Annotated in this window: 29 protein-coding genes; 14 read left to right on the top strand and 15 right to left on the bottom strand. The window is 64.1% G+C overall.

The genetic code is table 11. The annotated features are described in order from the left end of the window. The first annotated feature begins 6 nt into the window (after positions 1-6). Positions 7-198, top strand: a complete 192-nt coding sequence (locus DX03_RS21280; RefSeq protein WP_185753386.1) for a hypothetical protein — start codon at positions 7-9, stop codon at positions 196-198. A 252-nt stretch (positions 199-450) separates the two neighbouring features. On the opposite strand, the gene DX03_RS17640 is transcribed toward DX03_RS21280, so the two are convergent. The 6 genes from DX03_RS17640 to DX03_RS20800 form a co-directional block, all read right to left on the bottom strand. Beyond that, positions 451-870: a hypothetical protein gene (locus tag DX03_RS17640; protein WP_038690818.1), complete on the bottom strand. Its 420-nt coding sequence runs from the start codon at positions 868-870 to the stop codon at positions 451-453. A gap of 29 nt (positions 871-899) precedes the next feature. After that, positions 900-1,934 (bottom strand): helix-turn-helix transcriptional regulator, encoded by a 1,035-nt coding sequence (locus tag DX03_RS17635; RefSeq protein WP_051598909.1) that lies wholly within the window; start codon positions 1,932-1,934, stop codon positions 900-902. Between the two features lie 111 nt (positions 1,935-2,045). Further along, positions 2,046-3,071 (bottom strand): hypothetical protein, encoded by a 1,026-nt coding sequence (locus DX03_RS17630; RefSeq protein WP_051598908.1) that lies wholly within the window; start codon positions 3,069-3,071, stop codon positions 2,046-2,048. Positions 3,072-3,083: 12 nt separating this feature from the next. Beyond that, a complete protein-coding gene (locus DX03_RS17625; RefSeq protein ID WP_038690813.1) occupies positions 3,084-3,638 on the bottom strand; it encodes a hypothetical protein in 555 nt (184 codons plus the stop codon). A gap of 91 nt (positions 3,639-3,729) precedes the next feature. Then, a complete protein-coding gene (locus tag DX03_RS17620) occupies positions 3,730-5,217 on the bottom strand; it encodes a hypothetical protein (protein ID WP_219335233.1) in 1,488 nt (495 codons plus the stop codon). Positions 5,218-5,699: 482 nt separating this feature from the next. Continuing rightward, positions 5,700-5,906 carry a hypothetical protein gene (locus tag DX03_RS20800; RefSeq protein ID WP_081797273.1) on the bottom strand — a complete coding sequence of 69 codons (207 nt, stop codon included), beginning with the start codon at positions 5,904-5,906 and terminating at the stop codon, positions 5,700-5,702. A gap of 374 nt (positions 5,907-6,280) precedes the next feature. Here DX03_RS20800 and DX03_RS20470 point away from each other — a divergent pair, with 374 nt between their 5' ends. From DX03_RS20470 to DX03_RS17580, 8 genes are all read left to right on the top strand, one after another. Beyond that, positions 6,281-8,134 (top strand): PAAR domain-containing protein, encoded by a 1,854-nt coding sequence (locus tag DX03_RS20470; protein ID WP_219335232.1) that lies wholly within the window; start codon positions 6,281-6,283, stop codon positions 8,132-8,134. Further along, positions 8,131-8,814 (top strand): GAD-like domain-containing protein, encoded by a 684-nt coding sequence (locus DX03_RS17610; protein WP_081797271.1) that lies wholly within the window; start codon positions 8,131-8,133, stop codon positions 8,812-8,814. The genes DX03_RS20470 and DX03_RS17610 overlap by 4 nt, the downstream gene beginning before the upstream one ends. 71 nt (positions 8,815-8,885) lie before the next feature. After that, the gene (locus DX03_RS17605; protein ID WP_051598905.1) at positions 8,886-9,614 is read left to right on the top strand and encodes a GAD-like domain-containing protein; all 729 of its coding nucleotides are present in this window, start codon (positions 8,886-8,888) and stop codon (positions 9,612-9,614) included. Between the two features lie 97 nt (positions 9,615-9,711). After that, the gene (locus DX03_RS17600) at positions 9,712-10,395 is read left to right on the top strand and encodes a GAD-like domain-containing protein (RefSeq protein WP_038690809.1); all 684 of its coding nucleotides are present in this window, start codon (positions 9,712-9,714) and stop codon (positions 10,393-10,395) included. Between the two features lie 265 nt (positions 10,396-10,660). Continuing rightward, a complete protein-coding gene (locus DX03_RS17595) occupies positions 10,661-10,948 on the top strand; it encodes a hypothetical protein (RefSeq protein WP_038690807.1) in 288 nt (95 codons plus the stop codon). Then, entirely contained in the window at positions 10,945-11,628 is a 684-nt protein-coding gene (locus DX03_RS17590) for a GAD-like domain-containing protein (protein ID WP_038690805.1), read from the top strand. The genes DX03_RS17595 and DX03_RS17590 overlap by 4 nt, the downstream gene beginning before the upstream one ends. Before the next feature lie 66 nt (positions 11,629-11,694). Continuing rightward, complete coding sequence (locus tag DX03_RS17585) at positions 11,695-12,024, top strand: hypothetical protein (RefSeq protein WP_038690803.1); 330 nt, start codon at positions 11,695-11,697, stop codon at positions 12,022-12,024. A gap of 147 nt (positions 12,025-12,171) precedes the next feature. Beyond that, a complete protein-coding gene (locus DX03_RS17580) occupies positions 12,172-13,317 on the top strand; it encodes a YncE family protein (protein ID WP_038690801.1) in 1,146 nt (381 codons plus the stop codon). Between the two features lie 331 nt (positions 13,318-13,648). Here the strand turns inward: DX03_RS17580 and DX03_RS17570 are convergent, their stop codons facing one another. The 4 genes from DX03_RS17570 to DX03_RS21275 form a co-directional block, all read right to left on the bottom strand. Then, positions 13,649-14,467 (bottom strand): hypothetical protein, encoded by an 819-nt coding sequence (locus DX03_RS17570; protein ID WP_185753384.1) that lies wholly within the window; start codon positions 14,465-14,467, stop codon positions 13,649-13,651. Positions 14,468-14,611: 144 nt separating this feature from the next. Beyond that, entirely contained in the window at positions 14,612-15,976 is a 1,365-nt protein-coding gene (locus DX03_RS17565) for a hypothetical protein (protein ID WP_185753383.1), read from the bottom strand. An 81-nt stretch (positions 15,977-16,057) separates the two neighbouring features. Further along, on the bottom strand, positions 16,058-16,504 hold the full coding sequence (locus tag DX03_RS17560) for a hypothetical protein (RefSeq protein ID WP_038690793.1): 447 nt from the start codon (positions 16,502-16,504) through the stop codon (positions 16,058-16,060). Next, complete coding sequence (locus DX03_RS21275) at positions 16,501-16,722, bottom strand: hypothetical protein (RefSeq protein WP_185753382.1); 222 nt, start codon at positions 16,720-16,722, stop codon at positions 16,501-16,503. The genes DX03_RS17560 and DX03_RS21275 overlap by 4 nt, the downstream gene beginning before the upstream one ends. A gap of 153 nt (positions 16,723-16,875) precedes the next feature. On the opposite strand from DX03_RS21275, the gene DX03_RS17555 reads away from it, so the two are divergent. Then, entirely contained in the window at positions 16,876-17,916 is a 1,041-nt protein-coding gene (locus DX03_RS17555) for a hypothetical protein (RefSeq protein WP_185753381.1), read from the top strand. A 51-nt stretch (positions 17,917-17,967) separates the two neighbouring features. On the opposite strand, the gene DX03_RS17550 is transcribed toward DX03_RS17555, so the two are convergent. The 3 genes from DX03_RS17550 to DX03_RS17540 form a co-directional block, all read right to left on the bottom strand. Then, positions 17,968-19,527: a serine hydrolase domain-containing protein gene (locus DX03_RS17550; RefSeq protein WP_051598904.1), complete on the bottom strand. Its 1,560-nt coding sequence runs from the start codon at positions 19,525-19,527 to the stop codon at positions 17,968-17,970. Positions 19,528-19,672: 145 nt separating this feature from the next. Beyond that, positions 19,673-21,226: a M56 family metallopeptidase gene (locus DX03_RS17545; protein WP_038690789.1), complete on the bottom strand. Its 1,554-nt coding sequence runs from the start codon at positions 21,224-21,226 to the stop codon at positions 19,673-19,675. Positions 21,227-21,231: 5 nt separating this feature from the next. Further along, positions 21,232-21,618 (bottom strand): BlaI/MecI/CopY family transcriptional regulator, encoded by a 387-nt coding sequence (locus DX03_RS17540; protein WP_038690787.1) that lies wholly within the window; start codon positions 21,616-21,618, stop codon positions 21,232-21,234. Positions 21,619-22,357: 739 nt separating this feature from the next. Between DX03_RS17540 and DX03_RS17535 the strand changes: the two genes are divergently transcribed. Continuing rightward, positions 22,358-23,170 carry an alpha/beta fold hydrolase gene (locus tag DX03_RS17535; protein WP_038690786.1) on the top strand — a complete coding sequence of 271 codons (813 nt, stop codon included), beginning with the start codon at positions 22,358-22,360 and terminating at the stop codon, positions 23,168-23,170. A 20-nt stretch (positions 23,171-23,190) separates the two neighbouring features. Next, positions 23,191-23,364 (top strand): hypothetical protein, encoded by a 174-nt coding sequence (locus DX03_RS21270; protein WP_185753380.1) that lies wholly within the window; start codon positions 23,191-23,193, stop codon positions 23,362-23,364. Positions 23,365-23,407: 43 nt separating this feature from the next. Here DX03_RS21270 and DX03_RS17530 read toward each other — a convergent pair whose 3' ends face one another. Continuing rightward, entirely contained in the window at positions 23,408-24,250 is an 843-nt protein-coding gene (locus DX03_RS17530; RefSeq protein ID WP_038690784.1) for a class I SAM-dependent methyltransferase, read from the bottom strand. A gap of 157 nt (positions 24,251-24,407) precedes the next feature. Between DX03_RS17530 and DX03_RS17525 the strand changes: the two genes are divergently transcribed. After that, the gene (locus tag DX03_RS17525) at positions 24,408-25,217 is read left to right on the top strand and encodes a hypothetical protein (RefSeq protein ID WP_185753379.1); all 810 of its coding nucleotides are present in this window, start codon (positions 24,408-24,410) and stop codon (positions 25,215-25,217) included. Positions 25,218-25,229: 12 nt separating this feature from the next. On the opposite strand, the gene DX03_RS17520 is transcribed toward DX03_RS17525, so the two are convergent. Continuing rightward, positions 25,230-25,682: a hypothetical protein gene (locus DX03_RS17520; RefSeq protein WP_038690780.1), complete on the bottom strand. Its 453-nt coding sequence runs from the start codon at positions 25,680-25,682 to the stop codon at positions 25,230-25,232. Positions 25,683-25,850: 168 nt separating this feature from the next. Here DX03_RS17520 and DX03_RS17515 point away from each other — a divergent pair, with 168 nt between their 5' ends. Continuing rightward, positions 25,851-26,336 (top strand): REP-associated tyrosine transposase, encoded by a 486-nt coding sequence (locus DX03_RS17515; RefSeq protein WP_038690778.1) that lies wholly within the window; start codon positions 25,851-25,853, stop codon positions 26,334-26,336. Positions 26,337-26,341: the final 5 nt, after the last annotated feature.

Below are 26,341 nucleotides of genomic sequence, written 5' to 3'. Positions count from 1 at the left end.
CGTATCGTGGTCGGCGGCCTCAACCCGCGCCAGCCACGTGGAGAGCCGCGAGATCCAGCCATCCAGGTGATGCCACTTGCGGTGCTGCTCAAGCGCGGCATGGCAGGCATCGGCCAGCCCGGTATTGCTCTTAAGATCGATGGTCACTACGAAATCCCTTTGTTGATGTCGCGATCACTGGCCAAAGCCGATGCGTAACAGGATAGAGGCGCTTCAGGGGCGTATCCACCGTTTGATGCGCGGGCAATAGTGCACTGAATACTGCTGCAGATACGCCATCAACATGGCGGCCAGCACCCCATACCACCATCGTAGCGAGTGGTCATCCGCTACCGTGGGGTGCCACCTTACTCGCCTATCGCGCCGCGCCTCGATCATCTGATCGACTGACAGTAGAGTGTTGTAGCCACTTGGCTCACAGCAAGCACTGCTGCGCAGCTGCCACCTCCGTCAGCAGCCGCAGAGGGTCTTAAGCAGATCATGGGAAACCAACAGCGCGAGCAGGAGATCGGCAATCTGTTGGCTGAAATAGCCCGCCAGCGCTACCGACAGCGCCTTGAGCATCAAATCCATCGGCATGGTCAGCCGCCTGCAATACTCAAACTCATGGCAGATGATTCGATGCAGGCGGAAGCCATACCGTGCTTCGGCGGCCAGTACGCCCTTCACGCCTGCTACCACCCGCGCTCTGAACACACGGTAGTCGCCCCACTCCATGGCGTGAACTGGCATGGTGCCGTCGATCACGTTGCGCCAGGTTTCCTTCTTGCTTGACAGGTCATAACGAACGCGATCGAGGCCCTCCCACTCTCTCAAGAGACTGAGTGAAAGTTCAAATTCATTCTTCTGCATGTTCTCTTCGATGCTCATCGCAATCCTTGTTTAGTTGAACGAACGTGCTACGTCGCTATGCTTTCCGCCATCTGCCCGCCCAGAGGGCAGCCATACCCGGCCACTGCCGCGCGCAGGTCCGCAGCAATTTCCTCACGCAGGTGCGCCGGTGCTTCCACCTGCACATGGCGACCAAACCCCATCAGCCACCAGCGCAGCGATTGATCATCCTCTACCGTGGCGTGCAGCCTTATCTGGTCATCGCCCAGGGGCTGGATCACCTGATCGGCTGACAGCGGCGTGTCGCGCAGATGCTCGGCCGCAGCCGCATGGAAGCGCACCACCAGTGCGATCTGCCCCCGGCCCTGGTATGCGGTGGCCACCGTGGATGCGTACTGCTGAAACTCGAAGCCCTCCGGCGCGTTGGCTGGCTCGTCCAGCACCTGCGTGCGCGAGAGGCGGTGCAGCGCCAGGTGCCGCACATCGGGGTAGTGGCGCAACGTGCAGACCAGGTACTGCGCGGGGCCCCGCACGATCAGCCCGAGTGGGTGCATCACCATTTCCTTGGGCTCATCGGTCCCCTTGCTGCGGTACCAGCCGGTGAGGCGTCGCTGCAGCAGGAGCGCCCGGTGCACATCCACCTGCACGGCCATGGCCACCTCCGGTGCCTCGAGCGCCATGCCCGTCGGCAGAATGGCGGTGCGCCGATGCCATTCGCTCCAGCCGGTGGCGGCAACATCGCCCCGTGCCATGTCGAACACGGGCATCAGTTCATTCATGGCAGTGGCAGGCAGCAGGCTGCGAAGGTGCGCCTGTGAGAGCAGCAGCGCCACGCTCTGCGCGGTAGACAGGCGGGGCGTGAAGGCAAAATTGGCGTCCTTGCTCCAGCTCCAGCCAAAGGGCTTGTCGCTCTCATCCACGACCAGCTGGAACCGCGAGGACAGATTCTGCAGGTCCCGCTCGATGGTGCGGCTGGTGGCGGTGAAGCCCAACTCAATGAGCGCCTGACGAACCTGTTTGGCGGTGATGCGGCGCGGAGCGCGTGGGATCAGGCGCAGCATCTCCCATTGGCGCATGAGGGTGTCACTGGAACGGTCTTTCATCCGTGCAGCCTTTGGCACTGCTGTCGTCTTGGGGGGCGCTGCAGTGCAGAGAGTGGGAACAGGGGAAGCGGACCGGCTACCCGACCGCTGTCGGGTAGCCGGAATGCACACTTAGGCAGCCGCCGGCGCGGCTTGCTCCTGCAGCTGGGCCAGCACGCCATCCACGTCGCGCACGGTCTTCTCGGTGGAGAGCACTAGTGCGCCATCCTTGTCCAGGATCGGCGTATCCACCATGAGCTTGATCAACTGTGCGATCTTGACCGCCCGGAAGATCTTCTCGCGCGTCTCCAGCGGGTAGGTGCTGAAGTCCTGGCCATGCGCCGCGATGGCGGCGCGGATGTCCGCAACGCCACGGCGCAGGGGCATGCCGAGCTTGGAGAAGGTCTTGTTGGCCAGTGTGGTGATCACCTGCACGGCGGCCAGGCGCTCGGCGGCCAGTACGGCCTCATCGTAGTGCGTGCGCGCCACTTCTTTGTTGCGCTTGGCGGTGGACAGCGCGGCGTCGGCCTTGGCGCCGACCACCAGGCCGAAGATCGCCAACGCCGGGCCGGCTACCAGTCCGCCTAGCACCATGGTGCCGCCGGCCATGCCAAAGCCACCGGCAGACAGCGCGCCACCACCCAACCATGCCAGGGTGGCATTGGTGGCCGCCGCACCGCTCAGCGTGGAGATGGCGGTGCCGGTGCTGGCGCTGGCCAGCAGGAAGGTGCCGTTGTACGCGCCAAACGCCAGCGCTGCGCCGCTGCCGAGGCCTGCGCCAACGCCCAGGCCGGAATCCATCAACAGCTGGTAGTCGCGGCGCAGCCCATCGAGGGAGACGACGGAGAAATCACCGTCAACCAGCTTCTCCAGCTCCGGTGAGCTCACGCTGTCCACGTTCTTCAACTTGCCGAAGGCCTCGACGAAGTCTTTGATGGCACCGTTGAACGAGCGCAATTTGCGCGCGCCGTAGTCCTCCAGCACGGCGTTGGTTTTCTTACGCTGGTCATCCAACAGCTTGGTGCCACGGCTGATCAGCTGGTTGGCATCTGCGTTGGCGACGTTGGCGTCCTTGTGGTCAGACACCGCCTTGCCACCTTTGTACAGGCCGTAAATCGCACTGGCGGCCATGGCCGCGCCGACAAACACTGGAATCATGTTCTGCTCCGTTTACTCAAGGATGATGGCGATGGTGCGGCTGGCTTCGGCATTGATGCTCATGGCGCGCTCCAGCAGGTCGGCATAGGTGTAAGGGTCCACGCCGAATCTATCGGCCAGCCAGCGCAGCTGGGCTTCCTCCACGCTGGAGACTTCGCCGTCGGCCAAGGCCAGCAGCATCAACTCATACAGCATCACTTTCGGTGAGGAGGGCTGCATGGACTCGGTGAGTGTGTCGTCCACCAAGGTGCCCAGCAGGTCGCAGGCCACGCGGGCGCGCTCGTCCGGATCGGCCTGGCGCAGCAGGGGCAACTGCTTGAGGCGCGCGAGCAGGTCTTTGGTTACGCCATCGGCGCGGTATACCTTCCCGCACTCGCGTGCGAAGTTGTCGAAGATGGCGCGCTCGTGCTCGGATTCGGCCAGGCTCACATTGCTCAGGTCGGTATCACCGGTGAGCTCGTCGTGGGCTTTTCCATCCCACAGCAGGGTGTTGTCGCTAACGCTCATGAGGCGGGCAACCTTGAGGAAGGTCGCCTGCTCGGCGTCGGGCAGCAAGTACAGGAACATCGTCTCTCCGGAGGGTCAAGATGACGCGCTGAATCAGCAACGGCGGCCAGCGCGCGCAGGGATTGGCCGCCTGAATAAAGCTCTGGTACGGCTAGAGCCGAAGCGGTTGATCGCTGGCCATGAACATCTCGAACTCGTCCATGCAGCCAAATTCCAGCGTGGCACCGAGCAGCGTGGCGTAGCTGTTGATCGCCGTGGCGAAGGCATCCACCTCCAGTGCAGCCGCGCTGGCATCCAGTGCAAGGAGCAGCTCGGTTGTGGCTGCGCGCATAGCAGGCAGTTCGGCCACCATGAACATCGCCAGTGCCTCACGCTGCCGCTGGATTTCTTCACGGGCGGCTTGATGCAGCTCGATGGCCTGGTCCAGTGCTTCCTTGGCCAGGGCGGCGTTCTTGCCGGCCAGCATCGCTTCGCGATAGAACATCGAGGACAATGTGCAGCCGATCATGCCGCCGATGGCAGCGCCCAGCACGGGAATGGGAATGGCCACTTGCCCCAGTGCGGCCATCATGCCCGACGCCAGCATGCCAGCGCCCTTCTCGCCGATCTCCTCCATGAACTGCAGGCCGTCGATCTCGCTGTTGGCGTAGCGCTTGATGCTCACCCCCATCGTGATGCACACGTTGACCACCATCGCCGGGGCAGTGGTGCGCGATAGCGTCTGCAGGCCCTGGCTGCTGGATTGCTGCATCACCGAGGTGAGCGTGGCGCCCGCCGCTGCGGAGGCATAGCCCAGCCCAGCGGCCTTGGCGGTGCCGATGGCCACCGCACCTACGGCTGCCTTCATCTGCTGGCGCTCGGTGGCCACCAGGAAGGCATTGGTGGCCAGGCTGATGGCGGCACCGACCATGGCGCCGCCTTTGGCGCCCTCCATGCCGGCACGGTGGCTGGTATGGGCGATGTCACGCAGCGTGGCGATACGGGGGTGGGTGCGATAGAAGAGCGCATCCTCGCTGGTCAGGCCGGCATCCTTTAGGTTACCGGCCAGTTGATCGTAGTTGTCGGCATGCTCGCGCAGGCGAGCGGCCACCTCCGGCTTGCCCAGTGCATCCACCGCATCGGCGTTGGCGCGCAGCTTGGCCGCTTCCGAGCGGCAGGTGGCCTCTGCGCCGGCCATCTGCTCGGAGGGCAGCTCCAGCTTGATGCCACGGTAGCGGGCAAACTCGCCATCGGGCTTGGCAATCTTGTTCAGCAGCGCGTCGCAGTTCTTGGCAGCGACAAACTTCATCTGCCCCTCGCTGCCCATGACCACTTGACCATCAAGCACCTGTAGCCGGTCAACCACGGGGTGGTTGCGCTTGTACTCGGGGTGATCATCGCTACGCACGGTGCGTACCGGCGAGCCGTTGATGATCGCCTCGGCATTATCGCGGCTGGTGGCGGCCACTTCAGCGGCATAGCCGGCCTGGCTGGCCAGCACCTTGGCGGCATGATCGGCCGGCACGCTGTAACCGGCGATGGTCTTCAGGCCCAGGGCAAACGTCTCGCCGGTGACGGCATCACGGCCGGTGTAGCCTTTGATGTACTCGGCACCGGCAGCGCCATAGCGCTGAACCACTTCGAGGGTAGATGCCGCCACGGCGGCGTCTACTGCTTCCCTGGTAACAGGCGCTGCGGCCTGATCCTTTGCATTTTGTTCCATGTGCCGTGTCCTCCGTGGAGCGTGGCGTGTAGCGGGAGTTCCATCTTCATCGTGCATAGCGACAGTGGATGTCGCAGCGCGCCGTACGCCCTGACATCGGCAGGGCGGGCCATATCTTTAGGGTCACTATTGTCGAGGCAAACGATATGGGCGCCATGCGACATGGTTTGTCGGAGCACGCATCAGGATCAACGGCGAAGGATCAATTCTGGGCACGGACGCTCGACTCTCTCGACACGCTGGAAGGACGATCATGTTCAAAATTATTGGCGCAGTGGTGGTGTACGGATTCGCCGTGTATGGACTTGGGCAGTGGATGGCGGACAAGGCGGCCGTTGAGGACGGTCGGCTCTGAGTTGGCCTTTGTACTTGTGCAGAAGCGTTATTTGCCCAGCCGGCCGCAGCCGGCTGGGCCCCCCTCACCGCGTATGACAAACCGGCGAGCAGGTGGCGCAGCTATCGCTGTTGGCATGGAAGCGCTTGGCTTCCCGCACGGCGGACTGGCAGGTGGTGTGCTCGCCCAGTGCCGTCTTGGAAGTGACAGCGCTCAACCAGCGGCAATCCCGGCGGTGCACTTCATGTTCGCCCGTGCGCTGGGCGTGGTTGTTGACGTAGTACTGAGCCATCTATGGCCTCTTTGCATCCGCGCGATGTTGCGCGCTATCGACTATCAGCATTTCGGCCAGAATGTGTTGCGACGCGTGTCAATGCCCGCGCATGGCAGCGAATAGGAATTTGATGAAAAGCAGGGAAGTGGGAGATGCGTCCCGCGAGGATTGCGCACGGAAAGCGAGTCGCCAGAAAATCGCAACGTCGATTGGCCCACCCCCAAGCGGAATGGCACGTACAGCGCCTGGAATGCAGACGCTCAGTGCAGTAGGAAGACTCTCATTTCGTTCAAATAATGAAGCATGTCTCGGAAATGAGTACACATGGCAAGGAGAAACATGGATGGCCGCTGCTAGCCTTTCAGCACATCAATAAAAGCCAAGGATACGGCGTGGGACGCACCGTAATAGTTGTGGGCGATCGCACCAGCAGCGGCGGCACCGTACTCACCGGTTCGCCCTTCACCGACATCAACGGTATGGCCGTCGCTCGCGTGGGCGACAAGGCCTTCTGCCCCAAACACAACGGCCCATTTCCCATCATCACGGGTGACACCACGTTTCTCGTGGATGGCCAGCCCTTGGCGCGTGAGGGTGACTACATCGCCTGCGGTTGCCAGTTGGTGGCGGTGAAGCAGAGCACGGTAACTGTGGAGTCGGGCGGTAGTGCGGCGCCCAGTGCCCGCAGTACCGCGGGCGCTGCAGCGGTGCCGCCCGCGGGTGGGTTTGTCGCGGCGGGTACCAAGGCCATGCCAGCGCAACGCGCGCCGGTCAAGCAGGACATCCTGCTGCACTACCACTACGGCGACCTCGACCGCACCCCGGTGCGCGGCGTGGCCTACCAGGTGATGCTGCCCGACGACAGCATCCGCACCGGCCACCTGGACGACGAGGGCCGCGCGCGTATACCCGAGGTCACCGTTGGCCCGGTACAGATGGTGCAGGTGCTGTTCCAGCCTGACGAGCCCGACGAAGACAACGCCCCCATCCTGGCCGCACGCGCGCGGCTGAAGGCGGCCCTGGACGCCATCGTCGTGCAGACCCGCACCGACATGGCCCCGGAATGGCAGCAGTGGGACAAGGCGGGCAACGCCATGCGCTGGGGCCTGCAGCGCGGCAACCAGGTGCTGGGCATGGGGCAGGGCACGTGGGACTACGTGGCCGGCACCGTGGAAACAGCGGTGGACATGGCCGTGCTCATGTACAAGGCCGACCGCGAACTGAAGGAGTGGACCCGCCTGCTGCTCACCGGCGACCGCGACGGCCTGGACCGCAAGATCGCCGCCCTGCGCGCCACCGGCGGCAAAGGCATGGATGCCGCCAGCGAGGCCAAGGAGCTGTTCAATCTGCTGATCGAGGACCCCGGCATCACCGAGGTGCTGCCGTCCTTCGGCGTGGCCTGGTGGGAGGCAGTACCGCCCGACGAACAGGAGCGCATCGAGGCTCGCTTCAGCTCACAGATCATGGTGGACGTGGTGGTGTCCATCCTGCTGGCCGCCGTCACCGTGGAATTGGGCGGCGCCGGCGGCTTTGGCTATGCTGCGGCCAAGGCGGGCAACACGGCCGCCCGCGTGGGCAAGAAGCTGCTGCACCTGATGGAAGAGGTGGAGGACGCGTTCAAGGGCTTGGCCAAGGTACTGAAGACGCGCAAGCGGCGTCAGGCCGATGGCAACCGCACGCCGGATGGTGGCAGGAAGATCGAGACCACGCGGCTGCCGAAGCGGATGCCGCGGAAGAATTTACGCTGCTTCAGCCCTCAGAAGCTCCCCGCAAGCAAATATGACGAAATGGATCGCCAGTTGAAGGGACAGGAAGCGGGTCTGAACGACATGACTGTGGAGGACTATCTTGAGGCAAGGAGGGTGTTCGATTCGGACAACCGAGATCCAAAGATCGCGAAGGCAGCACGGAAGAAGTACGAAGATAAGGTCTACAGAGATAAGTACGATGAGCTGAAGCTAGCGAAAGTCCCAACCGATCAGGCAAAGAAGGGTGCTCAGGAGTACGCCACGGCAACCATGGAGCTCTTAAACGCTCTCCACAATCCAGATCTGATCGCAGGCGGAAAAGATCGAATAGATGATTTTGGAGATGGTCAGGTCAACAAGACCATTGGTCGGCAGTGGAATCGTGGTAGGGAGGCTGGCCACACTCGGATCGAGGATCTAGACAATGCCGCGGCGAAGATACCGATCAGCGAACGTGGGAAGACGAAAATGAATGGCGGTCTGGAGCGATGCAAATGATGAACATGGTTGATGAAGGATTCGATTCTTTCTATAACGATGAAGGTTTTGGGCCAGCAATCGATGCGCGCTTAGTGCCGTCTAACAAGTTGGCGTACTATCGCGGAAAGTTGCCGAATAGACTGATCGAGTACTGGAGTGCCTATGGATTGGCTGGGTACGGAGATGGTCTTTTTTGGATGACAGATCCTGATGATTACTCCGAAGTCCTCAATGCGTGGCTCCACGGAACAGAGTTCTATGGAAGGGATAAGTACTACGTCATTGGTCGAAGTGCCTTTGGGGAATTGTTCATCTGGGGTACCAAGACAGGTCCGAGCCTGACGATTGTCAGCAACAAGGCCATGATCTTTCCCTCTGACAAGTCAGATCAAATAAGTGATGGCCGCGCTGACAGCATGATGTCCAACTGGTTCGCATCAACCAGGCGCACCAGCTTGGATGAGGATGACGATGACGACCGCCCTATGTTTGAACGCGCCCTCAAAGTGCTTGGGCCGTTGGCGGAGGATGAAATGTATGGCTTCGTTCCCGCACTAGTCATGGGTGGACCAGGTCGGCTGGATCACTTGAAGAAAGTGAAGGTCGTCGAGCACCTGATGTTCCTTGCACAACTTGGTGAACCTGAAATCATGTTGGACATCGTGAAGGAAGCAAAAGATCGAGGTGTTTGGAAGTAGCTTTCGGGCAGTGCGAGTTTTCTTGGCGTTGGCGCCGGAACAATGACCATCGCCACCTTGCGCTCCAAGCCATGCATGACGAAGCCGAAAATGATGAATGGCGACTTAGAGAGGTGCAAGGGTTGAAGATGCTGGACAGAAGTTTTGGCTTCTTCTATGAAGACATGGGATTCGGGCCGCCTGTCGCCGTTCGCGCAGTCCCCCACGAGACACTGAACTGCTACAGAGGAAGGCTCCCGGATAAGCTGTTGGCCTACTGGGCCGCGTACGGTTTCGCCGGTTACGGCGAGGGGCTGTTCTGGATGACCGATCCCGATGAGTACGCCCTTGTCCTTGAGCAATGGATCAAAGGCACGCCGTTTGACGGCACTGACAAGTACCACGTCATTGGCAGAACCGCGTTTGGCAAGCTATTCATCTGGGGGGAAAAGACCGGGCCATGCATGAAGATACTGCCCGCTTGGGCAATGATCTTCCCCCGCAGCACGCCAACCCCGATAGCGCCGGAGGAAGCTGACTTCCTCATCGCGACTTGGCTGTCCGGAATGGACAAGGAGAATTTGGATGAAATGGATGAGAATGAAGTTCCCCTATTCAAAAGGGCCCTGCGGACGCTTGGGAAACTTGAAGTAGATGAGATCTACGGTTTCGTGCCTGCTTTGAGCATCGGGGGCGCGGCCAGACTCAACCACCTTCAGCGAGTGAAAGCGATCGAGCATCTGACATTGCTAGCTCACTTGGGTCCACCGCAAGTCATGCGCGACGTCGTGAAGGAGGCCAAGGATGCGGGGCTTTGGTAGTCAGTGGACGCTGGAAGAAACAGCGCAACGTTCCCGGCATGCCGCCACGAGCGTCGCCCGGAACCATGAAAGCCAACAGTGGCCTTGAGTGTTGCAAATGAAACCCGTGCTAGATGAGAGCTTTGCGTACTTCTACGACAAGAAGGCATTTGGACCTGCAGTACCAGGAGGCGCGGTAACTCCCGAGCACCTTGCCCGGTACCGTAGCAAGCTGCCTGCCCGGCTCTTGGCGTACTGGCAGCTCTTCGGTTTTGCTGGGTTTGGAGACGGAAGGTTCTGGCTTGTCGATCCTGCAGAGTATGAGGTCGCCCTTTCCACCTGGATCCAGGGCACGCCTTTTGAAGGTAACGACGATTACTTTGTCATCGGCCGCAGCTGCTTCGGGCGCCTTGATGTGTGGGGCACGAGAACCGGTCCGAGCCTGAGAATCCTGCCAACGTGGGGGATGCTCTTCCCCAGCGACCAGTCCAAATGGATGAAAGAAGGCGAAGCTGACTTTCTCGTATCCATGTGGATCGAGCAGATGGACAAGGTTTATCTTGACGAAACGGACGAGAATGACCAGCCACTCTTCGAACGGGCGATGAAACTGCTTGGGCCGCTTCACGACGATGAGATGTATGGCTTCATTCCTGCATTGGCATTGGGCGGGCCCTGCCGCTTGGACCACATGCAAAAGGTCAAAGCCGCAGAGCACCTTACGTTGCTTGCGCATCTTGGAGAGCGGGAGGTCATGATGGATATCGTGAAGGAAGCAAAAGATCGAGGTGTTTGGAAGTAGCTTTCGGGCCCAGTGCGACTTTTCTTGGCCCTGGCGCCGGAACAATCACCATCGCCACCTTGCGCTCGCTGCCCCACGACAGCATCCGCACTGACCACCTGGACGACGAGGGCCGCGCGTATACCCGAGGTCACCGTGGGCCCGATACAGATGGTGCAGGTGCTGTTCCAGCCTGAGGAGCCCGAGGAAGACAACGCCCCCATTCTGGCCGCGCGCGCGGCTGAAGGCGGCCCTGGACGCCATCGTCGCCCAGACCCGCACCGACATGACCCCGGAATGGCAGCAATGGGACAAGGCCGGCAATGCCATACGCTGGGGCGTGCAGCGCGGCAACCAGGCGCTGGGCATGGGGCAGGGCACGTGGGACTACGTGGCCGGTACCGTGGAAACAGCGGTGGACATGGCTGTGCTCATGTACAAGGCCGACCGCGAGCTTAAAGAGTGGACCCGCCTGCTGCTCACCGGCGACCGCGAAGGCCTGGACCGTAAGATCGCCGCCCTGGGCGAACGTGGGAAGACGAGAATGAATGGCGGACTGGAGCGCTGCAAATGATCAAGATGTTGGATGACAAGTTCGCCTACTTCTACCAGAAGAAGGCATTCGGTCCCGCCGTGGATGTGCGACCGGTGTCGGAGCACACGTTAAGCAAGTACCGTGGGAAGTTGCCAAACAAGCTGCTGGAGTATTGGGAGGCGTATGGCTTTGCTGGATACGGTCGCGGCATGTTCTGGATGACCGATCCCGACGAGTACATTGACGTCGTCGAAGCATGGCTGGAGCGAACTCGTTTTTCTGATGCCGACAACTATTACGTTATCGGCCGAAGCGCATTTGGCGAGCTGATGTTGTGGGGGACCCGATCAGGTTCGAGTATCACCATCCAGTGCCCATGGGGAATGATCTTCCCAGCCGACAAGTCGCGATGGATGAACGAAGGTAAGCAGGATTTCCTGATATCGACGTGGATCGCTGGTCTGAATCATGACGGTCTTGATCAGACAGACGAACGCGAAGCTCCACTCTTTGAGCGGGCACACAAGCGGTTGGGCCACTTGGCACCGGACGAAATGTACGGGTTTGTACCTGCGCTTGCCATGGGCGGTCCCTGCCGTATCAGCAACCTTCAAAAGGTGAAGGCTGTTGAACACCTCATGCTGCTCGCCAAACTTGCCGAGCCGGAGGTGATGAGGGACATAGTGAAGGAGATCAAGGATCAAGGGCTATGGAAATAGTGCAGCCCCACCTCACTTTGGATCCTGAGCCCAAACACTCACCAACGCCTTCCTGAGCTCGCAGCCATGCAAGACGATGACGAAGATTTCGAAGGCAAGTACTGGTACGGCGAAGTGGGCTACACCCTGCGCCGTAGCCGCTGGGAACGGGATCGCGGCACACCCGAGGAAGAAGGCTTGGTCGCCTTCGTCGCGTCGGGTTGCTCGATCGAGGACATTACCGAACAACTCTACTATGAGTTGCTGGCGAGGCATCTGGACATGGCTCCCGACGGCCATTACCAACTGGGCACGCCCGCCGAAGCCGCCGTGGCCATAGGCCCGGAGCTGGCAGCATGCATGTTGCGATTGTGCGAAGCCGAACCCATTGCCTTTGGCCCATTCCCCTTCGACTAATTGCCGCCCCCAAGCACCCACCCCCACACCCTGCTACCATTCCCCGGCATTCCAGCCAGCCAGCCCACGCACACATGCGGGACCGGCCGTCACACGTACGGCCCAGCGAGCCAGGACACCCTCCCGTGCCCATTCAAGGACGCTCGCATGTACTCTCGTTCCCTTCTCCGTTCGGCCGCGCTGGCCCTCGCCGTCACCCTGTCCCTTGGCACCCCGTCGGCGTTCGCCGTGGGCAAGACCACCCCGGCTGCCGAAACCGCAGCCGCCGTGCTGCGCAAGCCCGTTGCCCAGGGCCTGTATGAGCTGGCCTACAGCCCCACGGTAGACGTGGTGTACGTGGCCTCGTCCGGTGGCTTCGGCGATGCCGCCGGCCCGGCGCAGCTGTTGCTGCTGGACCCCAACACCCTCGACGTTGAAGCGCAGATCCCGCTGGAGCGCAAAGCCTTCGGCCTGGTGCTGGACGACGCCAACCACCGCCTGTACATCGGCAATACCGTGGACACCTCGGTCACCGTGGTGGATACCAACACCCACAAGGTGGTGGGCATCGTGCAGCTGATGGAAAAGAAGGTGGGCAGGGACGGCAAGGCCGCCTACACCCACGACCTGCGCGAGCTGGTGGTGGATGGCGTGGCCAACCGCCTGTACGTCACCGGCCACTCCGGCGACGGCAGCGTGCTGTTCGTGGTGGACACGCAGTCGCTGAACGTGGTCAACACCATTCCGGGCCTGGGCAACGCCAAGGCACCGGGTCTGGCACTGGATGCCAAGGGCAAGCGCGTGTACACCTCCAACCTGCTGGCCGAAGTGGTCACCGTGGGGACCGACAGCGGCAAGGTGGAGCAGCGCTTCAAGGTGAGCGCCGAGCAGCCGATGAACATCGCGCTGGAGCCGTCGGGCAAGCGCCTGTACGTCACCGACCAGGGCTCGGAGATGATCCGCAAGTACCAGGCCAGCAGCTCGGGCTTCACCTCCACTCACCCGGGCCAGCGCGTGCTGGTGCTGGACCGCACCACCGGCAAGGAACTGGCCAGCATCCCCACCGACGCCGGCCCGTTGGGCATCCTGCTGGACGCCAAGCGCAAGCGCCTGTACGTGACCAACCGCGAAGCGGGCACGGTGACGTCGTACAACAGCGATACGTACAAGCCGCTCAAGACCTATTCGGTGCCCACGCACCCAAACAGCCTGGCGCTGGATGCGAAGAAGAACGTGCTGTACGTGACCCTCAAGAACGGCGACAACGAAGCCAAGGGCAGCCCGGAGTCGGTGGCGCGGATCCAGTTGGACTGATGCGTTGACCAAGGGCCCAACCGCGTCGGCGGCTGGGCCCCTTGGTGTGGTCGGATGCTGCCGAAGCCGCACTGGGATCCGTACTATTTCTTACAAGGCGCCATGCCAACTACCTTGTCGGTAGGGATCCGGTATACGGTTGTATCCTTGCCGCCGTCTATGCGTGCCAGATAGATCCCGCCTAGATTGGAAAGGAGCTTGAGGCCAACGGTCCTTCCCTTCGCAGTGGGCTTGCTGTCGATCAGCATGCCGAAATCAGCAGCGTCAGCAGCAAGCTGCAACGTCACGCACCGGTGACCCCCTGATGCGCTGTCGCGGAGCGCAATGCTGGTCAGTGCCGCGCCGCTGTGTGGATATGTGTAAAGGCGACTGCAACCAGCAGCAGGGCAGCTATGAAGCCCTGCCGCACGAATCCGGCATGTTGGCTGGTGTCTTGAATCACCACGACGATAGTTACCTGCAGTACGGCGACGGCGATCACGGCCCCCGCCAGAAGTAGCGCTACCCACCCTGTGTTCGTCGAATCCTCAACGTATCGAAGGCTTAACTGCATGGCAAGCAATGCGGCCATCATCTGGACTGCGCACGCCGCCAATGCAAACGCCATGAATTCGGAGAGAATCGGTGCCTTGAGCGCGCCCCGCCGGATGCGTCTTGTAATCAATGTGAACACCACCATTGAAACGCCGATAGCGGCGCCCACCAGCCAATTGCCCTGGATGTTGAAAGCAGTATCGGCGATCACCGCCGCTACGATCATGAGGCCGGGTAGCGCCAGTGTGCCCCACCATTGCAACAGCTTTCTGAGCCTCACAGGGAGGTATCTCGGCAGCACTCGCAGACGTCCGTCCGGCTCGCGGATGGCGCCTCCAAACATCATCAAGGCGGGCAGCACGAATAGTGCGCACAGCATGATGACCAGGAATGAGACGCGTGTAAGCAGCATGGGCAATGCTGCTATGGCATCGGACGAAGCGATTTCCAGTGGTACGTTGCCGTCCGCAACGAAATGATAGAGCCCGGAACTAGGCAAAAAGAACGCAAGTGCTGTCAGGAGGACCGGGTGATCTTCTATCCATTTGCGGATGATGCGAGATTCTTCCGGCCAGGTTCGTTCGCCAGTGATCGGCTTGCCGTTTGGCGTACTCATTCTCTTTGTCTCTATTATTCATGCAGGGCCGGCGCGGGCGCGCAGTGGTATGACGTACGCCTTTCGTCTCCCTTTCGGATGCGTTGGTGTGACTTCCTTGTGGCACTCGCCGGGGAAGCGGTTGATCACAGGTGCCGTCGACGGTCAGGTCGGCGATTCCTGCGGCTGTGCTTCCAATGAGGAACTAGCTGGCGGTGGTGGCGTGTAGACATTAGTCGTTGGCGCGGCTGCGCCGGTGTCGTGGGGCGGAGCGGTTGGCGTGGCTTCATCCGGGAGGCAGGTTACAGCCGCGCGGTGCTTGGCCTGGGGAGGCTTGCGCGACGGTTTGGCTCTCACGGGCGGGGCCGCAGCGATGGTGGCTCGGGTAGGAGGCTGGACAGAGGACGCACTTTCGGCTGTCGGCTCTTGATGGCTTTCTTCATACTTATACCAAGAGATGACGTCGGCAGCAGGCAGCGGGACTGAGCGGCTCGTTTTGCGGGAGAAGCGCCAGCCTTTTTCACCAATCACTACGTAGCTGCCTAGCCGCGTCAGGATCATTACCGGTTTGATCTCGTAAAGTGAAGGCGTTGATGTGGGGCTGTAAATGGGGTTGCAGCCGGTTGCGACGCCAGCCGCCTTGGCTATGTGGCATCCCTTTTCGGTCACGAGTACCGTCTGATTGGCCATCATGCCTATGCGGAAATTGCTGGTGGCGCGATCAATCCATTCAAAGCCGACACCCGTGGTGACAGTGACCAATAGTGTCATGCCCATCAACAGGCCGAGCCGAAGTGCAACTGTAAGTCGGTGCGTGATAACTACCGCGAAATGGGCAACGATCAGGATGCCAAGAAACACTATGGGACTATCTTCACTCTGGGAGAGAGTTTCCGGTGCGGTTGCTCCAAGAATGACCGCGGAAATCGGAATCGTGATCGCGTAGAGCGCGCCGATGTAGAGGGCAAGCTCAATCCGGCTTCGCGCTCCGTTGGTGCGCCATCTGCGAATCCACCACGGCCACTCATCTGCCATCATCAGCACAAGGAAGAGGAGGCCGGCGGTGCCCACGTAAACCAGGAGACTGATCTGCAGGGCCATGCCGCTCAGTGCTTTCGCCATGATGTAGTAGGCAGTTGCGGAGATGATCCAACCGAGGAAGGCATACCGCGCAATAGTCCCAAAGGAGGCGGGCGCGTGCTGCGGCTCGTCGATGAGGTTGGCCAAGGCTAATCCCGGCGCCAATAGCACAAGCGAAAAATAGATGAAAATGAGTGCCGCGAAGCAGACGATCGCGCCGGCCACCAGGCCCAGATCGATAACCGACAGCTGTGGCAGAAACCCTGCGCGCCAGAAGTGAATGATGACGCAGAAGGTACCAAGCGCACCAAACAACCATTTCCACTGCCCCAGCATGGCCAGCAGTGCATGCCAGTCCGTCGGCTTCGGCGCGGCTAGCGGTCGGGTGGCCGTTCCTGCACTGTGCCCGTTGGGATAGCCGCGGCGGCCATTGCGCGCATCGATATTCATTCGAAATCCTTTTCCTGTTCAGATCGTTGCGAGAACGTGCGCCTTGCGGCGGGTCATCCATTCCTGCTCACACGGGCAAGACTACACTTCCAGCGCCTCAGGCAATGCCGTCGGCTGGGCGCTAGGGCTAAGTACCTCACTCACGCGGTTTTTTTGGTTAAAGAACGCGGCGCTGCGCTGGCGCGCATCGGCGATGTGGTCCTCCACCAGCGCGAACCGCTGGGTGCAGGCATCGGGCAGCCGATCACTGGCAGCTATGAATCGCGCGACGTCGCGCGAGAGCGCAGCAAAATCCGGTCGCGCCACACACTCCGCTACGCGGAGCGGCCCGACATGGATTGTCGGCTCGGAGGGTGTGCAGTTGGTGCCTAAGATGCTGTCGGCCACCCGCTCGGTAGTTTGGATGTCCCCTTGCAGAGCGTACTGAGCAGTTTGGGGTGGAAGGTCAATCTTATTCTGCGGCTTGTGCGTAGAAGCCGGCACGAGCCGCGCCAATGACACGATGCGCGTTGTAGCCTGCGGAATCATTGCAACACCGCTGATGCGTGGATGCAGGTAGTCACCACCACCACACGCGTGTCTGGCAGCAGACGAAGCGGTCCCAGACCCAAAGGCGAGCGCTGAATGGGCGAGACCCATGCGTCTTCAGCGGCACCGTGCAATGCAGCCGCGGTCTGGAATGTGTTGGGCAACCGAATTAGGTTGACCGTGACAAGGTCGTTCCGGGTTGCGTATTCCTTGCTCATTGCTGCTCCTGGTCGAGAAGCTCTGCGTCACCGGACGTAACGGCGGGAAGTGTGATTTCTTTAGTGAAAAGTTCCCTGAGCCGGCTGCGCCAACTGCTTGGGTCATAATCAACGGTCGCGTCACCAGTAGACGCACCGCTACCGAGATCACGGATGTCCCCACCTTCCCCGCGCACCCTCATCGCGATGCCCGCCGACCTCCGCTCCCGCTTGCAGGCCGACCTCACCCGCCAACGCGCCACCGGCAATCTGTGGCTGTTGATTGCCGTCTGCCTGGCTGTTGCGATCACCGCCTACTTCGGATGGCTGGGCCTGCATCGCGCGCATGCAGCGCCCACCTGGGTGCCGATGATTCTGGCAGCGGTGGTGGGGTTGGCTGGCATCGTCGCGGCGGCACTGGTGCGGCAGCGTCGCCCGGTGTGGCTGCGCGAGGCACTGGCATCTTCCGAGGTGGCGGTGATGGAGGGTGCGCTGCAGTCCGCCGAGATCCTGCCGCAGCAGGCACGCTTTGCGCGGGCGCCACGCAGCTACGTGCTGGGCGACTACCGCCACCTGGTGCTGGAGGAATCGCCCGGGACCGACGCGCTGTCCGGCTTCGTGCCGCAGCACGTGTTGGGCCCCGCACCGGGCACGCCGCTGCGCCTGGTATGGAGCGCGGCGCATCCCGGTCACCTGCTGCAGGTGGATTACCCCGGCATGGCAGCGGTGGCCGATGCGCCCGCACCGATGGACGCACAGGATTGGCGCGACCTCTGCACCCGTCCGGTGGCGGCGCTGCGTGCAGCGGCTTGGCTGTGTGGTGCGGCGCTGCTGGGCATCGCCGTGCTGGCCGCAGCGCCTGCCGTCGGCGCGGGTGTCCGCGTGTGGCTGTGGGCCGGCGTGGGCGTTGCACTGCTGTGGCTGCTGGGTCTGTGGGCCCCGGTGGCGCGGCTGTGGCTACAGCGCGGGCAGTTGCGCCGCCATACCGTCAGCGGACCCGTGCAGGAGCTGATGTGGGCGCGCCGCAACGATGGTCGCCAAGGGGTTGAGCATGCGCTGTTCGCGCGGCTGGGCGGGCATTGGCATCTTCTGGACACGGCCGGCAAGGCCAGTGCGCTGCAGACCGCGCTTGTTCCCGGCGCACCGCTCACGGTGCGTTATGCGGTGCTGGGCGACCACCGCGTGCGGCTGCGGCATTCGGCGGCGCTGGCCTGAGCGGTCACGGCCGGCGCGCTGCAACGTCTGGCGTTGCAGCGCGTGCCGCTGTCACTTGCGCACGTAGTACGCGCGCGCCTCGCCATGCACCACGCTCAAGGCGTTGACCTTGCCCCACGCATCGCGGTGGAACTCGATCTGCAGTCCGTCGATATCCGGTGACACGAAGCGATTGGGGGCAAGCGGCAGTACTTGCCCGTCCTGCGGCCGCCCGGCAACGCCCACGCGCACCTGTCCGTTGGCCACCTTCACCTGCAATGCCGGAATGTCGAAGATGTCGGCCAAGGCGCGGCGGTGCGCCATGGGCACGTTGCGGTCCTGCTCGAACACGCCGGCGTAGTCGGCATAGGCGGGTGCGCGCAGGTCCAGCGCGACGGGGCGCACGGGCCGGTTCACACCACGGCCCAGTGCGTCGGACAGGGCATTGCGGATCTCGGTGGTGAGCTCGGCACCGTTCTCGCCATTGGTGAGGATGACCAGGCCGTCGCCGCTGTCCAGATAGCCTTCGATCCACGCGCGGTAGCTGTCGTTGGAGCCGCCGTGGTGGAAGATGCGGGTGGCGCCGCTGCCGTCCAGGCGCGGGCCCAGGCCATGCCAGCTCGGGGATACCTCGGTCATCATGTCGATGGCGATCGGCTGCGGCAGGAAACCGCCTGGCGCGCGATAGCTGTTGGTCAGCGCCGCCACGAAGGCGGCCAGGTCGTTGGCGCTGGTCCACAGGCCCGACGCACCGGCTTCGGGGAACGTCTGCCAGCCGCGCGGCAGGGCGGTGGGCGCGCCGTCGCCGTCGTGGGCCTTGGCGATGTTGTCGAGGGTATCCGGCGGGGTGGTGAAGCGGCTGCGCTGCATGTGCAGCGGTGCGAACACCTGCGCGCGGGCGAGTGCATCCAGGGGCTGGCCGCTGGCATCTTCAAGCACCTGCTGTTCCACCATCACCCCGCCGCCGGAATAGTCGCCGCGCTCGCCGGGTGCGTGGATCAGGCGCACCGGTTTGTTCTTGGCCGGGGCGATGCCGTCCAGCGTTTGCAGCAGCGTGGGCAGCGGCTCGCCCGGCAGGTAGTCGGCAAAGCCGTGCACGCCCAGCCCGGCGGTGTGCGACATCAGCATGCGCAGGCTCACCTGCGGGGTCGGGGTGGTGGGCGTCGCCGCCAGCTTCCAGCTGCGCAGGTAGGTGGTGATGTCCTGGTCCAGCGCGAGGCTGCCATTGGCCACCAGCCGCAGCGTGGTGGCCGCGGTGATGACCTTGCTGACCGAGCCGACCGAGAACAACGTGTCCGCGTTCACGGCATCGCGGCTGCCGGCCTGGCGCAGGCCGTACCCGGCACTGTGCACCAGCTTGCCGTCACGCAGCACCGCAATGGCCACACCAGGCACGTGGTAGTGGGCCATGCGCGCCTGCAGCGACCAGCGCGGCAGCGAATCGCTGGCGGGCACCACGCTGGGGCGCAGGCCGGCGGTCAGTGCGCTGTCGATGGCGGTGTCGTGGCGGTCGGCGGCGAAGGCGGGCAGGGCCAGCAGCAGTGAGAGCGTGGTGGTGAGTGCGCCACGCAGCAGGATGTGGCGGGGCGGCAGCACGGTGGCGGCAGGGGAAGCGCGACGGATCGAAACCATGCGGAACCTCGGGGTGGGGTGTGCGGGCGGGAAACCGGACGTGCGGCGCTGCCAAACGCAGGCCGCAGTCGGCCGGTGATGGCCGGGTGGCCACCACGTGGGGGTGCTGTTGCAGGGACGGGTTACGCGCGGTGTGCGCGTGGGCTCAGCGGCGGCCGGTGACAGCGCCGCGTTGGATCAGGTAGTCGCGCACGCGGCTGTTGCGCGCCTGGTTCAATGGCGAGCGCCACTGCCCGGCGTCGGCCACCACGCCCAGGTTGACGTCGGCACCGTGGTTGACCAGGTAGGCCACGGTATCCACGTCGCCGGAGCGGGCGGCGTTGATCAGCGGGGTCTCGTCGTAGGCGACGATCCGGTTGACGTCGGCGCCGGCGCCCACCAGCCGCTCCACCACGGGCAGGTGGCCGCGGCGGGCGGCGGCGATCAGCGGGTTGCCGTCGCCACGCGAGGCCAGGTCCGGCGCGGCACCCAGGGCGAGCAGCGCGTCTACCGTGGCCAGTTGCCCGTGGCGCGCGGCGGCGATGAGCGCGGTGCCGTCACCGGGAAGCTGGGTATCCACGGCGACGCCGCCTTGCACCAGTTGCCGCACCTGCGCGAGGTCGCCTTCTGCAGCGGCGTCGAGCAGGCGTTCGGCCTGTGCCGATGCGGTGCGTGTGGCGGTGTCGCTGTTGGGCGCCACCACGGTCGGCGTGCCCAGGCGCGGGGTGGCCGCCACGGTGACACCCACGTGGGTGGCCAGCGCGGCCAGGCACAGTGCGCTCCAGCGCAGCCGGGTACGCCAGCTCACCTGCCCCCGCTGCAACTGCAGCAGCCCGTCCACACGCTGCGTCAGCCCACTGCGGCTGCCCGACATGCCCACCGCCAATGCGGCGCGCTGTGGGCGTTGCTGCACCATGCCGGCGATACCGCGCAGCAGCGAGTCGGCGTAGTCGCGGCCACTGCTGGAGCGGTGTGCGGCGCGGGCATCGCAGGCCATTTCGCGGGCCAGTTCCAGCCGGTTGCCCAGCATGCGCAGGCACGGGCTCCACCAATACACCGCCAGCAGGGTGCGCTGCAGGGCGGTTACCCAGAGATCACGGCGCTGCACGTGCGCGGCTTCATGCAGCAGCAGATCGCGCAGCGCCGGGGGCGACAATGTGCTGGCCAGATGCGGTGGAACCAGGATGCGCGGTGCGAACAGGCCCACCACCATCGGGCCGGCCACCGCATCGGACAGGGCAACGCAGCTGCCGCGCGGCAGTGCCGGGCCCAAGAGGGCATCCAGTGCGGGCGAAGGGCGTGCAGCACGGTGCAGCCGCCGTGCCTGCCAGATGCCCTGCGCCAGGCGCAGCAGTCCCCACAGCGTGCCGAGTAGCCAGATCATCGCCAATGCCTGCAGCGCGGTGGGTACGAAAGCGTCCAGTGTTGCAATGGGTGACGCTGGCGCGGCCGGCACATCGGATACAGGCAGTAGGGTCGACTGTGCTGCAGTGGGCAGGGCCACCCCGGCCTCGGCTACGGTGACCACTTCGCGCGGCAGCAGCACCAGCAGCGGCGACACCGCGGCCAGTGCGAAGGCCCCGCACAGCAGCCACGAACGTGCCTCGGCGCTGAGCCGCGCGCGCTGCCCTACCAGCAGCACCAGCGCCAGCAACAGCGCTGCATGCCACAGGTGCTGCACGGCAACGGTCAACAGGGTGTGGGTGGTGTGTGCGCTCATGCTGATTACCCCGGGGTGCCCGCGTCGTCAACACGCTTCTGCAGGGCGGCCAGTTCGTCGGCGTCCATGTCGTGTTCGTCGATGAGGTGCTGGGCCAGCACGCTGGGCGAGTCGTTGAAGAACGACTTGAGCAGGTTTTCCAGGGCCTGGCGGCGGGCCTCGCTGCGGCTGATGGCGGCGCTGTAGATGAACGCGCGGCCTTCGCTGCGGTAGGTCACCAGGCCCTTCTTTTCCAGCACTTTGAACATGGTCAGCACGGTGGTGTAGGCCACCGGCTTCTTCTTCGACAGTGCGTCGGCCACCTCGCGCACGGAGGCTTCCTTGGTCTTCCACAGCACTTCGAGGATGCGGCGCTCGGAGTCGGTCAGGGTGGGCGAGCTGGGGCGGGCCATGGGCTGTCTACTGGTTTCTTAGTTGATGAGCGGATCGTGCGCCCGCCGCGCTCGGCATGTCAACTATGTAATTAGTAATGGGGCCGGCAACGTGCCAGGCGCGAGGACCCGGGGCGCTTGGATGTGGGGCTGCTGGGTGGGTGCGAAACCGGTGCGCTCAGGCGCTGGCTACCAAGGCCGCCTTACCTGTGCACGCGGCGCTGCGGGCGGCCGGCGAAGCGGCACACCCGTGCGAACGCGGGGCCGCGGGGCAACACTGGCATGTCCCGAGCTGCGTGCTGCTGCGCAGTGCCCTGCGCAACGCGGCGCGCGAGGCGGGGTGTGCGCCCACGCCGTGCAGCAGCAACGTGCGCGCCAGGCCGCCGCAGGCAACGCGCGGCAGGGCCAGCACGGCTGGGGCGGTGGCGCGGGGATAAAGCGGGCGAAGGTCCATCTGTCCCGGTCTCTGTGGAGTGGCACGTGATGCAGCATGCGGCGCAGCTGTCTCACAGGTTGAGACAGCTGCGCCGATGGACCGCGCCGCTACGATGGAGGAGACACGCATGTGTGCGGCGTGGTTGACCCGGAGTGGATGACGCGCCCTACGGTTGATGTGCGATTCATTCCCGTACTCCGTGCGCTGGCGATGCGCACACTGCTGTGCAGGCGGCGTAGACGTTGCGGCGGATTTTTTCACAGGCCGCGCGGTGCCGTCTGCCTAGCATCGGCCACTCTCTTTCCGCCCACACACGGAGTTTCCATGACTGCTTCCCGCGTTCGCCTGCACGTTGAAGATACCGGCGGTACCGGCCGCCCGGTGGTGTTGATCCACGGTTGGCCGCTGTCGGCCGAATCGTGGAAGGCACAGGTGCCGGTGCTGAAGGACGCCGGCTATCGCGTGGTGGCCTACGACCGCCGTGGCTTCGGGCGTTCGGACAAACCGGCCGCCGGCTACGAGTACGACACGCTGGCCGACGATCTGGCCGGGGTGATCAACGACCTCGACCTGCGGGATGTCACGCTGGTGGGCTTCTCGATGGGCGGCGGCGAAGTGGCCCGCTACATCGCCCGCCACGGCGAGCAGCGCCTGCACAGCGTGGTGTTCGCCTCGGCCGTGCCGCCGTACATGCTCAAGACCGATAACAATCCCGAAGGCCCGCTGACCCCGGCCAAGGCCGATGAGATGAAGCAGGGCCTGGAGCGCGATCGCGATACCTTCTTCGATGGCTTCACCAAGGACTTCTTCAGCGCCAACGGTGAGCTCAAGGTCAGCGAAACACAGCGCCAGGAGGCCATCGCATTGTGCAAGCAATCCGACCAGACCGCTGCGCTGGGCTGCATGAAGGCCTTCGGCACCACCGACTTCCGCGAGGACCTGAAGAAGGTCACTGTGCCCACCTTGGTGCTGCACGGCGACAGCGATGGCACGGTGCCGTACGAGGGCTCGGGCAAGCGCACCCACGCGGCCATTGCCGGGAGCGAGGCGGTGGTGCTGAAGGACGCGCCGCACGGCTGCAATGCCAGCCACGCCGAGCAGTTCAACGCGGCGTTGGTTGCGTTCCTGGCCAAGTGACGGTGCGGTAGCATCTGCCCATGCGCCAGACCCGCACCCCGCCGTGGAAGAAACCCAACCCCAATGGCGGGGCCTCGCGCCCGTTGTCGCCGGCACAGAAAGAAGCCGCACGGCAACGGGCCGAAGAAAACGGCCGGGCGTATCCAAACCTGGTGGACAACATGTGGGCGGCAAAGCTGCCGCGCGGGGACTAACGCACCCCGCTCACGCGCCGTCGCCCGGAAACGGGCGGCGACGTCAGCGGCGAACCGCGAGTACGCCGTCCATGGCCAGGTCGGCCTTGAAGCCGGCCTTTTCCAGACGCTTGGCCACTTCGCGCGGCACATCGCGGCCGCTGGTGAGTTTGTTCGGCGCGCCGGTGTAGTGGAACATGCGCCCGCCCTTGCGGATCACCCGCGCCAACTGGTCGTAGAACACCTGCGAATACAACTCGCCGGCAATGCCGAAGCGCGGCGGGTCGTGCAGGATGGCGTCTACCGAGCTGGATTCGATCCCTTCAATGGCCTGTGACACGTCGGCATGGGTCAGCGACAGGCGTCCGCCGCTGCTGGCCGCCTCCGGGTCGGGCGACCACGGGTTAAGCGTGCGCAGCCACAGGACGTCCGGGTTCTTCTCGAACGACTGGATACGGGTAACACCACCTTCCAGGCAGCACGCCGCGAAGTAGCCGAGCCCGCCGCACGTATCCAGCACGAACTTGCCGGCCGGGGCAATCAGCGCCACCTTGCGCCGCGCATCTTCAAACGGCGACACCTGCGCGCTGGGCAGCATCTTGATGCCGTCGATTTCGAAGGTGGGGGCATCCCACTCGGTGGGCACCAGCTTGATCAGCGCCGAGCCGAAGCGCGACACCGCGAGGAATTCTTCGCCGTCCCAGTAGTACAGGGTGCGGTCCTTGGTCTTGCCCGGGTAGTCGTAGCGCTCGCCCTTCCACAGCCAATGGTCGGCGGCCAGCGTGGCGGTGCCGGTGGACAGGCCCAGGTCGAGCGAGCCGGTCCATTCGGTTGCGCCGCTGTCGCGGGCGCGGGTGAGGGCTTCGGCAAGCGGGCGGGTCAGCAGGGGGCCGGTGTAATGGGGCACGGGAGTGGGGGCGCCGGGGCTGCGGGGCAGCGTGGCGTCAGGTCAGCCAGGGGAGGGCATCGTACCTGAGACCGCGCCCGGGGGCAGGCTGCGGGAGCGCGGGAGGCTCTATAGTACCGGCGGCATACCGTGCTGCAGGGCCTTACAGGGAATCGACGTGGTCACACCGTTGGAGTACATCCGCCATTTCCCGCGCTGGGCGCGCGCACTGATGATGCTGGGCGTAGTGCTGGTTACCGGCTGCAGCGCGCCGCATGGCCCGCCGGCAGGCGCCTTGCAGGACGTGCAGTCCATCGTGATCCGGTACCAGTACAGCGGCTGGGGCCGGGTGGACGAAGTGCACCGATTGGAACCGGGCGCGGGCCGACGCACGTTCCAGCGCAGCTCGCAGCTGGACAGCCAGGACGACCCGGATGCGGTGGTGACCGATGCGATCCCGGCGCAACGCGTTGCCGAGCTGCTGTGGGCGGTTTCCGCTCCACCGTGGTCGCGCGAGCGCGGCGTGGACGCGGTGGCGCGACGGGTGCGGCCAGCGCGGATACTGGAACAGGCGCTGCCGGACTATTCGACGCCGGCACCTGGTTGCACCCCGCGCGCGTTCGAGGCCAAGGTGCATGCGCTGCTGCAGGGCGCCTCCCTGAAGGCACAGCTGGGTCGTTACTACGCCAGCGGCATCTGGACCGATGATGACCCCGCCATGCGGGTGGTGATCCGCTACGAGCACCGACCACCGCAGGTGCTGGCTTCCAACGAGCGCACGTTGCTGATGCTGCCGTGGGTGCTGGGTGACCCCGGTGCAGGCGATGCCGCCGTGACCACCTGGTCGGTGCCGGTCAGTCAAGCGCTGCGTCGGCTGCTGCCCGACTCCTCCAAGGCGTTTGAACGGCTGGGCCGTCGCGAGGACGCGATTCTGGTGGAGCGGATCGCCGCCACCGCGCGGGTCGCCTGCGAGGCGCAGCATCGCTGATGACGGTGCGCGTCAGGTTCCGTAGCGCAACAGCGTTCCGCGGCTGAACAACCACTGGCAGCGTTGCTTGCGCATGGCACGCACCTGGCCGCCTTCGACCACCACATGCGCATCGTCCAGCGCTTCGCCGTGGACGCGTGCACCGGCCTTGAAACGGAACACGCCACTCTGGCCGTCCGGGGTCAGCAGGGCGTCTTCGATCTGGGCAAGCTCGGCCGCATTGAACAGGGTCGCGCGCTGCTCGTCGTCGGGGGTGATCAGCGGTGTGTCCACCTGGCGCCAGGGCGAGGCGAGCCGGTAGGCGATGAAGTAACGGCCGTCCACGCGCGTGAGTTTGACGCTTTCCCGGCTGTGTGGCCCCGGTGCGGCATAGCAGCCGATCAACCGCCCCTGGCCGATCGAATCGCCGTTGCCGCAGCCGGCCAGCAGCACAAGCGCAGGCAACAACAGGGCGGACAATCGCATCAGGCAGCCACGGGTGCGGGTGACCGCGCAGTCTAGCGTCGCCACCCCGATGAGGGGATGCCTGACCCGCCGCGGCTCATGCGATGACAGCACCGTGCGTGGCTTTCCCAGCCAGCGGCACTGCGTGTCCTGATCGTTGCTTCGCAGGCGGACACGGACACTGTGTGCATGTCCTCCGATCACCGCCCCTGGCAGCCCGGCAACGCGTACTTCTTCAGCGCGCACCTGCACCGTGCCCACACCGGGTTGCTGGTGGAGCACGCGCAGGCATTGCGGCTGGCGTTCCGCGTAGCGCAGCAGGCACGGCCATTCCGCATCGACGCCATCGTGGTGCTGCCCGACCATCTGCATGGCGTCTGGACGCTGCCGGCGGGGGACGATGACGGGCACCGGCGCTGGACACAGATCCAGGCCATCTTCGACCGCCATCTACCGGGCAAGCCGCCGCGCGCGGTGCTGCGTCGCGATCGTTCCGCGCGGCCGCTGTGGCACAGCAGTTTCCGCGAACACCGCATCCTGGACGAGGACGATTTCCATCGGCACGTGGCCTATGTGCACCAGAACCCGGTGAAGCACGGCCACGTGCGCGATGCGATGGAGTGGCCGTACAGCTCCATCCATCGCACGGGGCGGCAGGAGGAGGTGCCATGCTGAGGTAA

This window comes from Stenotrophomonas rhizophila, assembly GCF_000661955.1.
In the GTDB taxonomy this organism is placed as follows: Bacteria; Pseudomonadota; Gammaproteobacteria; order Xanthomonadales; family Xanthomonadaceae; genus Stenotrophomonas; species Stenotrophomonas rhizophila.
This window is presented reverse-complemented; position numbering and strand designations above follow the sequence as displayed.

Bases quoted from the DNA above. Each gene is read 5' to 3' on its own strand.
- DX03_RS20800 (WP_081797273.1), bottom strand. From the start codon at position 5,906: ATGGCTCAGTACTACGTCAACAACCACGCCCAGCGCACGGGCGAACAT.
- DX03_RS17535 (WP_038690786.1), top strand. From the start codon at position 22,358: ATGACTGCTTCCCGCGTTCGCCTGCACGTTGAAGATACCGGCGGTACC.
- DX03_RS17520 (WP_038690780.1), bottom strand. From the start codon at position 25,682: ATGCGATTGTCCGCCCTGTTGTTGCCTGCGCTTGTGCTGCTGGCCGGC.
- DX03_RS17550 (WP_051598904.1), bottom strand. From the start codon at position 19,527: ATGGTTTCGATCCGTCGCGCTTCCCCTGCCGCCACCGTGCTGCCGCCC.
- DX03_RS17545 (WP_038690789.1), bottom strand. From the start codon at position 21,226: ATGAGCGCACACACCACCCACACCCTGTTGACCGTTGCCGTGCAGCAC.
- DX03_RS17610 (WP_081797271.1), top strand. From the start codon at position 8,131: ATGATGAACATGGTTGATGAAGGATTCGATTCTTTCTATAACGATGAA.
- DX03_RS21270 (WP_185753380.1), top strand. From the start codon at position 23,191: ATGCGCCAGACCCGCACCCCGCCGTGGAAGAAACCCAACCCCAATGGC.
- DX03_RS17515 (WP_038690778.1), top strand. From the start codon at position 25,851: ATGTCCTCCGATCACCGCCCCTGGCAGCCCGGCAACGCGTACTTCTTC.
- DX03_RS17555 (WP_185753381.1), top strand. From the start codon at position 16,876: ATGTCCCCACCTTCCCCGCGCACCCTCATCGCGATGCCCGCCGACCTC.
- DX03_RS17580 (WP_038690801.1), top strand. From the start codon at position 12,172: ATGTACTCTCGTTCCCTTCTCCGTTCGGCCGCGCTGGCCCTCGCCGTC.
- DX03_RS17585 (WP_038690803.1), top strand. From the start codon at position 11,695: ATGCAAGACGATGACGAAGATTTCGAAGGCAAGTACTGGTACGGCGAA.
- DX03_RS17590 (WP_038690805.1), top strand. From the start codon at position 10,945: ATGATCAAGATGTTGGATGACAAGTTCGCCTACTTCTACCAGAAGAAG.
- DX03_RS17595 (WP_038690807.1), top strand. From the start codon at position 10,661: ATGACCCCGGAATGGCAGCAATGGGACAAGGCCGGCAATGCCATACGC.
- DX03_RS17605 (WP_051598905.1), top strand. From the start codon at position 8,886: ATGCATGACGAAGCCGAAAATGATGAATGGCGACTTAGAGAGGTGCAA.
- DX03_RS17570 (WP_185753384.1), bottom strand. From the start codon at position 14,467: ATGAGTACGCCAAACGGCAAGCCGATCACTGGCGAACGAACCTGGCCG.
- DX03_RS17540 (WP_038690787.1), bottom strand. From the start codon at position 21,618: ATGGCCCGCCCCAGCTCGCCCACCCTGACCGACTCCGAGCGCCGCATC.
- DX03_RS17630 (WP_051598908.1), bottom strand. From the start codon at position 3,071: ATGATTCCAGTGTTTGTCGGCGCGGCCATGGCCGCCAGTGCGATTTAC.
- DX03_RS17635 (WP_051598909.1), bottom strand. From the start codon at position 1,934: ATGAAAGACCGTTCCAGTGACACCCTCATGCGCCAATGGGAGATGCTG.
- DX03_RS17625 (WP_038690813.1), bottom strand. From the start codon at position 3,638: ATGTTCCTGTACTTGCTGCCCGACGCCGAGCAGGCGACCTTCCTCAAG.
- DX03_RS17565 (WP_185753383.1), bottom strand. From the start codon at position 15,976: ATGAATATCGATGCGCGCAATGGCCGCCGCGGCTATCCCAACGGGCAC.
- DX03_RS21275 (WP_185753382.1), bottom strand. From the start codon at position 16,722: ATGAGCAAGGAATACGCAACCCGGAACGACCTTGTCACGGTCAACCTA.
- DX03_RS17560 (WP_038690793.1), bottom strand. From the start codon at position 16,504: ATGATTCCGCAGGCTACAACGCGCATCGTGTCATTGGCGCGGCTCGTG.
- DX03_RS17600 (WP_038690809.1), top strand. From the start codon at position 9,712: ATGAAACCCGTGCTAGATGAGAGCTTTGCGTACTTCTACGACAAGAAG.
- DX03_RS17640 (WP_038690818.1), bottom strand. From the start codon at position 870: ATGAGCATCGAAGAGAACATGCAGAAGAATGAATTTGAACTTTCACTC.